This is a genomic window from Streptomyces sp. URMC 123, from assembly GCF_051386515.1.
Taxonomy (GTDB): domain Bacteria; phylum Actinomycetota; class Actinomycetes; order Streptomycetales; family Streptomycetaceae; genus Streptomyces.
Window position 1 is genome coordinate 1 of the sequence record NZ_JBPQTV010000291.1, and the last position, 8,217, is coordinate 8,217.

Annotated in this window: 6 protein-coding genes; 3 read left to right on the forward strand and 3 right to left on the reverse strand. The window is 72.3% G+C overall.

What is annotated here, in order from left to right; translation table 11 throughout:
- Positions 1-60 precede the first annotated feature (60 nt).
- On the reverse strand, positions 61-291 hold the full coding sequence (locus tag ACSNOD_RS25075; RefSeq protein WP_436769312.1) for a DUF7455 domain-containing protein: 231 nt from the start codon (positions 289-291) through the stop codon (positions 61-63).
- 428 nt (positions 292-719) lie between these two features.
- Here ACSNOD_RS25075 and ACSNOD_RS25080 point away from each other — a divergent pair, with 428 nt between their 5' ends.
- The 3 genes from ACSNOD_RS25080 (at position 720) to ACSNOD_RS25090 (ending at position 5,381) form a co-directional block, all read left to right on the forward strand.
- On the forward strand, positions 720-2,855 hold the full coding sequence (locus ACSNOD_RS25080) for a DNA gyrase/topoisomerase IV subunit B (RefSeq protein ID WP_436769313.1): 2,136 nt from the start codon (positions 720-722) through the stop codon (positions 2,853-2,855).
- 193 nt (positions 2,856-3,048) lie between these two features.
- Positions 3,049-3,702, forward strand: a complete 654-nt coding sequence (locus ACSNOD_RS25085) for a DUF485 domain-containing protein (protein WP_436769314.1) — start codon at positions 3,049-3,051, stop codon at positions 3,700-3,702.
- Positions 3,699-5,381 carry a solute symporter family protein gene (locus ACSNOD_RS25090; RefSeq protein WP_436769315.1) on the forward strand — a complete coding sequence of 561 codons (1,683 nt, stop codon included), beginning with the start codon at positions 3,699-3,701 and terminating at the stop codon, positions 5,379-5,381. The genes ACSNOD_RS25085 and ACSNOD_RS25090 overlap by 4 nt, the downstream gene beginning before the upstream one ends.
- 58 nt (positions 5,382-5,439) lie before the next feature.
- Here the strand turns inward: ACSNOD_RS25090 and ACSNOD_RS25095 are convergent, their stop codons facing one another.
- Together ACSNOD_RS25095 and ACSNOD_RS25100 are read right to left on the reverse strand one after the other, a co-directional pair.
- Positions 5,440-6,186: a response regulator gene (locus ACSNOD_RS25095; RefSeq protein WP_436769316.1), complete on the reverse strand. Its 747-nt coding sequence runs from the start codon at positions 6,184-6,186 to the stop codon at positions 5,440-5,442.
- A complete protein-coding gene (locus tag ACSNOD_RS25100; RefSeq protein WP_436769317.1) occupies positions 6,183-7,844 on the reverse strand; it encodes an ATP-binding protein in 1,662 nt (553 codons plus the stop codon). Before ACSNOD_RS25100 ends, ACSNOD_RS25095 begins: the two co-directional genes overlap by 4 nt.
- Between the last annotated feature and the right edge of the window lie 373 nt (positions 7,845-8,217).

The following is an 8,217-nucleotide window of genomic DNA, read 5'->3' on the forward strand; positions in this document are numbered from 1 at the left end:
CGCCCGCCCCTCGTCCGGCCCCTGGAGGGCCGACGCCGGCTCGTCGTGTGGTGCGAAGTGTCAGTGCTCCTCGTCCGGGTTGGATGCGGGAACGGTGGTGAGCCGCTCCGTCTCGTCCTGTATCTCCGCGGCGATCTTCTTCAGTTCCGGCTCGAACTTGCGACCGTGGTGGGCGCAAAAGAGCAGTTCGCCGCCGCTGATCAGGACGACGCGCAGGTACGCCTGGGCGCCGCAGCGGTCGCAGCGGTCAGCGGCCGTCAGCGGGCTCGCGGGGGTCAGAACAGTAGTCACGTCGCCTCTTCTCTAGCTCGACGAGCTGTCGTACCAGGGTCAACATCCAACCAGCCCGAAAACGTTCCCGCTCGTGGCTTTTCCTCGAAAGTTTCTTCCGAGTGGCCGGTTGCTGCCGGTTGGCGGCGAATGAGCCGTATGCGTGGGGTTTACGTATTCATCGCACTTGTATGGGTTTGTCCCCCCGGCTGGTTTGCCGGTGTTCATGAGGACGTGCCCGGAGCCTAAATGGTTCATGCCTCGAAGGGAACGTGATGTGCGAGTCACTCCCGTGAGGGATCGAACATGCGATCGAAATCCGGCTAGCATGGTCGTTCCCTGGGTGGCGGCACAACCCCTCTGGCAAGCCTCGGTACGCTCTGAGCGGCGAAACAGCCACGGGATGCCCTCCCGGGTCCCATAAAGAAATTCAGCGAGGAGCGAAACGCGTGACCGCCGAGACGTCCGTGCCGTCCACAGCGCTGCTGACCGGAGCAGACCGTGACGGTTCCAACTACACCGCGCGGCACCTGCTCGTCCTCGAGGGTCTCGAAGCGGTGCGCAAGCGGCCGGGCATGTACATCGGCTCGACCGACAGCCGAGGCCTGATGCACTGCCTCTGGGAGATCATCGACAACTCCGTCGACGAGGCGCTCGGCGGTCACTGCGACCGCATCGAGGTGATCCTCCACGACGACGGCTCGGTCGAGGTCAGGGACAACGGCCGGGGCATCCCCGTGGACGTCGAGCCCAAGACCGGGCTCTCGGGCGTCGAGGTCGTCATGACCAAGCTCCACGCGGGCGGAAAGTTCGGCGGCGGCTCGTACGCCGCCTCCGGCGGTCTGCACGGCGTGGGCGCCTCCGTGGTGAACGCCCTCTCGGCCCGGCTCGACGTGGAGGTCGACCGGAGCGGCCACACGCACGCCATCAGCTTCCGGCGCGGCGTCCCCGGGATCTTCACCGAGTCCGGGCCCGACGCCCCCTTCGACCCCTCCAGCGGGCTGCTGAAGGGCAAGAAGGTGCCCCGCGGCCGGACCGGCACCCGGATTCGCTACTGGGCGGACCGGCAGATCTTCCTCAAGGACGCCCGGCTCTCCCTGGAGACGCTGTACGCCCGCGCCCGGCAGACCGCCTTCCTGGTGCCCGGTCTGACCATCGTCGTACGCGACGAGCGGCTGCTCGGCGGCCAGGACGGCGCGCCGTCGGGGCCGGTGGAGGAGGTCTTCCGCTTCGACGGCGGCATCAGCGAGTTCTGCGAGTTCCTCGCCCAGGACAAGCCCGTCTGCGATGTGCTGCGGCTGACCGGGCAGGGCACCTTCAAGGAGACCGTTCCGGTCCTGGACGACCGCGGCCACATGACACCGACCGAGGTCACCCGTGAGCTCGGCGTGGACATCGCGCTGCGCTGGGGAACGGGCTACGACACCACGGTCAAGTCGTTCGTCAACATCATCGCCACGCCCAAGGGCGGCACCCACGTCTCGGGTTTCGAGCGCGCCGTCACCAAGACCGTCAACGAGGCGCTGCGCTCGATGAAGCTGCTGCGCGTCGCGGAGGACGACGTCGTCAAGGACGACGCCATGGAGGGCCTCACGGCGGTGGTGACCGTGCGCCTCGCCGAGCCCCAGTTCGAGGGCCAGACCAAGGAGGTGCTGGGCACCTCGGCCGCCTCCAGGATCGTCGCCAATGTCGTGGCCAAGGAGCTCAAGGCGTTCCTGACCTCGACCAAGCGGGACGCCAAGCAGCAGGCGCGATCGGTGCTGGAGAAGGTCGTTGCGGCCGCCCGTACGCGTATCGCGGCCCGCCAGCACAAGGAGGCGCAGCGCCGTAAGACCGCGCTGGAGACCTCCTCCCTGCCGGCCAAGCTCGCCGACTGCCGCAGCGACGACGTGGACCGCAGCGAGCTGTTCATCGTCGAGGGGGACTCCGCGCTGGGCACGGCCAAGCTGGCCCGGAACTCCGAGTTCCAGGCGCTGCTGCCCATTCGCGGAAAGATCCTCAACGTTCAGAAGTCGTCGGTTTCCGACATGCTCAAGAACGCCGAGTGCGGGGCGATCATCCAGGTCATAGGGGCGGGCTCGGGCCGCACCTTCGACCTCGACCAGGCCCGCTACGGAAAGATCGTCCTGCTGGTCGACGCCGATGTGGACGGCGCGCACATCCGCTGTCTGCTGCTGACGCTCTTCCAGCGCTACATGCGCCCGATGGTCGAGGCCGGCCGGGTGTTCGCGGCGGTCCCGCCGCTGCACCGGATCGAGCTGACCCACCCCAAGAAGGGTCAGGACAAGTACGTCTACACGTACTCCGACAACGAACTGCGCACCACACTGCTCGAATTCCAGCGCAAGGGCATCAAGTTCAAGGAGAGCATCCAGCGCTACAAGGGTCTGGGCGAGATGGACGCGGACCAGCTGGCGGAGACCACGATGGACCCCCGCCACCGCACCCTGCGCCGGATCAACATCGGTGACCTGGAGGCGGCGGAGCAGGTCTTCGACCTGCTGATGGGCAACGAGGTCGCGCCGCGCAAGGAGTTCATCGCCAGCTCCGCGGCCACGCTGGACCGCTCCCGCATCGACGCCTGAGCCCGGGCCCGCACGGGGAGACGGTCGGCGAGGCCGTCTCCCCGCTCCCGGGGACGCGCCCGCTCTCGCGTCAAAGTCCTGAACGCACAACCACCTGATGGAGTGAACGTCGGGAGGGGAGGAGTTCCCGGGCGTCGCTCTCTGTCCATTCTTGGCACGCGGTCAGTGAGGCGGCGGATCGAGGAGAGCTCCGGTGGACAAGCGCGAAGACCGTCGCGATGGCGGAACGGTACGGCTGGACGACCCCTGGTACGACGAGTTGGCCTCCGGCTGGGGCGAGACCGGCGACGAGCCCCCGGATGAATCGGTCCTGCGCCGGAGAGCCGGTCACGCGCCGGGCGGCGGAGCCACCCGCGCGGGGGCCGTCGGACCGGGCTCCGTACGGGTCGGGGTCGGGGGCGGGGTGCCGAGGAGAGCGCTGGAGCAGGGCCGTCGGCCCCTGGCGCTGCCCGCGGGGCCGAGCGGGTCCGCCCGGGCGCTCGAGAGATCGACGTTCGCGGCCGACGATCCGGGCGACGCCTATCTGGCGGTGCAGCGCAGCGCCGCCTTCCAGGAGGTGCGCGACCGCTATCGGCGGTTCGTGCTGCCGGCCAGCGCCGCCTTCCTCGCCTGGTACTTCGGCTATGTGATCGCCGCGATCACCGCTCCCGGGCTGATGGCCACGCCCGTCAGCGGTGAAGTGAACATCGCGATGCTCGCGGGGCTCGGCCAGTTCGCCACCACCTTCCTGCTGACCTGGGCCTACGCCCGGCACGCCAGGCTCCGCCGGGACCGGGCCGCGCTGGAGCTGCGCTGGGAGACCCAGGAGCTGACCCGAGGGCACGGCCGCCCCGCGGACCGCCGATGACCATGGAGCACCGGACCCTGGCCCTGGTGCTGTTCAGCGCCTTCGTCGCCGCCACGCTCGCCATCACCACCTGGGTCGGCCGCACCCGCCAGGGCTCCGCCGAGGAGTTCTACGCGGGCGGCCGGCTCTTCTCCCCGATGGAGAACGGATTCGCCCTCTCGGGCGACTACATGTCGGCCGCCTCCTTCCTCGGCATCTCCGGGCTGATCGCGCTCTACGGCTACGACGGGATGCTCTACTCGGTGGGCTTCCTGGTGGCCTGGCTCGTGGTGCTGCTGCTCGTCGCCGAACTGGTCCGCAACTGCGGCCGCTACACCCTCGCCGACGTCGTGGCGGCGCGCATGCGCGAGCGGCCCGTACGGATCGCGGCCGGCGTCTCCTCGGTGACCGTCTCCGTGCTCTACCTGGTCGCCCAAATGGTCGGCGCGGGCAGCCTCGTGGCCCTGCTGCTGGGCGGCTCCGACCCGCTGTCCGCCGGGGGGTCCGCCGCCGACGGGCTGCGGGCCTGGACGGTCGTGGGCGTGGGCGCCCTGATGGTGGTCTACGTGGCCTTCGGAGGGATGCGGGCCACCACCTGGATTCAGATCGTCAAGGCGGTCCTGCTCATGGGCGGGGCGACGGCGCTCACCGCGTTGGTGCTGCTGCGCTTCCACGGGGACGTGAACGCCCTGCTGGGGGCCGCCGTCGACGGCAGCGGACACGGGCGGGACTTCCTCGCTCCCGGGCTCACCTACGGCGGCGGCTGGACCGCCAGGGTCGACTTCCTCAGCCTCGGCCTGGCGCTCGTCCTCGGCACCGCCGGGTTGCCGCACATCCTGTCGCGCTTCTACACCGTGCCGACCGCGCGGGCCGCCCGCCGCTCGGCCGTCTGGGCCATCGGTCTGATCGGCGGCTTCTATCTGATGACGATCGTGCTCGGGTTCGGGGCCGCGGCGGTGGTCGGCACGGACGCCGTACGGTCCTCCAACGCGGCCGGGAACACGGCGGTTCCGCTGCTGGCGCTCGCCCTGGGGGGTGGAGCCGGCACCACCGGCGGAACGGTCCTCTTCGCGGTCGTGGCGGCGGTCGCCTTCGCCACCATCCTGGCGGTGGTCGCCGGGATCACCCTCGCCTCCTCCACCTCCGTGGCCCACGATCTGTACGGGTCGTTGCGGCGCCACGGGAGCGGCCGGAAGGACGGTCGAGCCCAAGGCCGGGAGAACAGTCGGGAGGACGGTCGGGGGAGGGGCGAGGGGCTCGGTGAGGTGGCGGTGGCGCGGCTCGCGGCCGTCGGGGTGGGCGCGCTCGCCATCGGCCTGGGCCTGCTCGCGCAGGACCTCAATGTCGCCTTCCTGGTGGGGCTCGCCTTCGCCGTCGCCGCCTCGGCCAATCTGCCCGTACTGCTCTACGCGCTGTTCTGGCGGAGGTTCACCACCCGGGGCGCGGTGTGGTCGGTCTACGGAGGGCTGGTGCCGGCGCTGGTCCTGGTGCTGTTCTCGCCGGTGGTCTCCGGCAGTCCTGACGCCCTCCTCCCCGGCGTGGACTTCCAGCTCTTCCCCCTGCGCAACCCCGGCCTGGTCTCCGTTCCGCTGGGCTTCCTCGCGGGCTGGCTCGGCACGGTGACCTCGTCCGAGACGGCGGACGCCGCCCGGCACGCCGAGACGGAGGTGCGCTCGCTGACGGGCGCGGGGGCGGCATAGGGGCGGCGGCGTAGCGGTGACGCGCTCAGGAGTGCGGTGGGCTCAGAGAGCGGCGTGCTCAGGAGTGCTGCCAGGCGTAGCGGTGCTCCGGGCGGCCGGTCTCGCCGTAGCGGAGCGTGAGCCGGACCCGCCCGGTCCGCTCCAGCAGCTTGAGATAGCGCTGTGCGGTCTGCCGGCTGAGGCCGCACCGTTCGGCGACATCCTGGGCCGACAGGGGGCCGTCGGCGTCCCTCAGCGCACCGCGTACGAGATCGGCGGTGCCCGCCGAGTGCCCCTTCGGCAGTACGGGTCCCGGCCCGGGGGAGGCGGGGGCGGCCGCGCCGCCTCCGCCCAGCGCTCCGAAGATCCGGTCCACCTGTTCCTGACCGGCCTGCCCGCCGCCCTCGTCCAGGGTGCGCCGCAGTTCGGCGTAGCCCTCCAGCCTCGTCCGCAGTCCTGTGAACGTGAAGGGCTTCACCAGATACTGGAGCGCGCCATGGCGCAGTGCCGCCCGTACGGTCGCGATGTCCCGGGCCGCCGTAACCATGATCACGTCGGCGGGGTGGCCGAGTTCCCGCAGCCGTCCGGCGACGGCGAGTCCCGTGCCGTCGGGCAGATACTGGTCGAGCAGGACCAGATCGGCCCGGGAGCGCTGGAGGAAGGCCAGGGCTTCGGCGGCGCTGTGGGCGCGGCCCACGACGCGGAAACCGGGCACCCTGGCCACATAGGCCGCGTTGATGCCGGCGACCCGCTGGTCGTCGTCCACCACGAGGACGTCGATGGGGGCGCGGGAACGGTCCGCCGGTGGGGTGGGTCCGCCGGTCATCGCGTCCGCCCTTCCGCCGGGTCCGTCTCCGCCGCCGTGGGCGCCCCCGGCTCCGGCCGCGGCTCCGATAGCGGCTCCGGCCCCGGCTCCAGTCCTGGCTCCGGCCCCCGCGTCAGCGCCTCCGGGAGGAACACCGTGAACTCCGCGCCGCCCTGGGCCCCCGCGCCGGCCGCCGCCGCGCCGACGCGGACGCCGCCCCCGTGGCGCTCCACGAGCCGCTGGACCAGGGCGAGCCCGATGCCGCGCCTGCCGTGCGCCGGGGGCTCCTTGGTGGACCAGCCCTCGGTGAAGATCACGTCCCGTCGGTCCGGGGGCACCCCGGGGCCGGAGTCCGTCACCCGCAGGACGGCCGCCCGGCCCTCCGCCCGGAGCTCGACCTCCACCGTGGCGCGCGCCGTGCCCGCGGCCGCGTCGAGCGCGTTGTCGACGAGATTGCCGACGATCGTCACCAGCCCCCGCGGGTCGATCACCCGGTCGGGCAGCAGGGTGCCCGGGGCGAGGCGCAGCGATACGCCCCGCTCCGCGGCGACCGCCGCCTTGCCGACCAACAGGGCCGCGAGCAGCGGGTCGTGAACCCATTGGGCGATCTCCTCGGACGTCGTCCGATGCGTGCCCACGACGTCCGTCACGAAGTCCACCGCCTCCTCGTGGAGCCCGAGTTCCAGCAGGCCCAGCACGGTGTGCAGGCGGTTGGCGTGCTCGTGGTCCTGGGCCCGCAGGGCGTCGATCAGGCCCCGGCTGCCGTCCAGCTCCCTGGCCAGGTGCTCCAGTTCCGTACGGTCCCTGAGCGTCGCCACGGCCCCGCCGTCGTCCGTCGGCATCCTGTTGGCGACGAGCACCCTGCCACCGCTGACGGTCAGCAGATCCGTGCCCGTGACCCGGCCGGAGAGCACATCCGCCGTACGGCTCGCCCCCAGCACCTCCTCCAGCGGCCTGCCCGCGCTGTCCGGCCCCAGGCCGAGCAGCCGCTGCGCCTCGTCGTTGACCAGCCGGACCCGCCCCTTGGCGTCCAGGGCCACCACCCCCTCCCGGATACCGTGCAGCATCGCCTCGCGCTCGGCCAGCAGCGCCGAGATGTCGGAGAAGGCCAGATCGTGAGTGCGGCGCCGGAAGCGCCGGGAGACCAGCAGGGCGGCCAGCGCGCCCACTCCGAGGGCCCCACCGGCGTACGCCAGCAGCCCCGGCACCGCGTCGATCAGACGGGCCCGTACGCCCTCGTACGCGATGCCCACCGACACCGCGCCGACCACGCGGCCCGCCGGGTCGCGCAGGGGGACCTTGCCGCGCGCGGAGCGGCCGAGGGTGCCCTCGTCGATCTGCATCACCGGGTGCCCGGCGAGCACGCGGCCGGGGTCGGTGGAGACCCGGTAACCGATGCCGGCCGGATCGGTGTGCGACCAGCGCACCCCGCGGGTGTCCATGACGACCACGTACTCGGCCCCGGTGGCCAGCCGTATCCGCTCCGCCTCCGTCTGCACCGGGCCGTCGGGCGCCGGCCGCCCCTCGGCCAGCAGTTCGGCGATGCGGGGCTGGGCGGCCGTGGCCTGGGCGATCGCCAGGGCCCGGCGCATGGCCTGGTCGTCCAACTGGGCTCCGAGGGGCGCGAGGAACAGTCCTGTGGCCAGGACGGTCACTCCGGTGGCGATGGCCAGCAGCATCAGCAGAACCTGCGAGAAGACGCGCCGGGGCCGGCCGATGCGCCGGAGCCGGCCGCGGCCCTGCCCGCCGGCTCGGCGGCGGGCTCGGGGGTTCGACGGGCGCGACGGGGCCGACGGATGGGACGGGTGCGGCGGTCGTCCCGTGGGCGGGGGCGCCGGAAGGGCGGCCCCGGCGGCGTGAGGCGCGGCCTGGGCGGGCGCGGCCGGTGGAGTCGCGGCGTCCGAACGGTCCATGGACACGAACGGTAGGCCGTGGCCCGTGCGGGCCGTCAGCCGCCCGGGTCAGCGGGCGTCGCCGGTGAGCTCCCGTACGGCGACCAGGTCCATGCGGGCGGGGCTGGCGGGCTCCGCGCCGCAGCTCTCGGGGCGGGGC

What these genes read in the sequence shown, in the direction of transcription:
- ACSNOD_RS25095 (WP_436769316.1), bottom strand. Translation starts at nt 6,186, where the DNA reads ATGACCGGCGGACCCACCCCACCGGCGGACCGTTCCCGCGCCCCCATC.
- ACSNOD_RS25090 (WP_436769315.1), top strand. Translation starts at nt 3,699, where the DNA reads ATGACCATGGAGCACCGGACCCTGGCCCTGGTGCTGTTCAGCGCCTTC.
- ACSNOD_RS25100 (WP_436769317.1), bottom strand. Translation starts at nt 7,844, where the DNA reads ATGCTGCTGGCCATCGCCACCGGAGTGACCGTCCTGGCCACAGGACTG.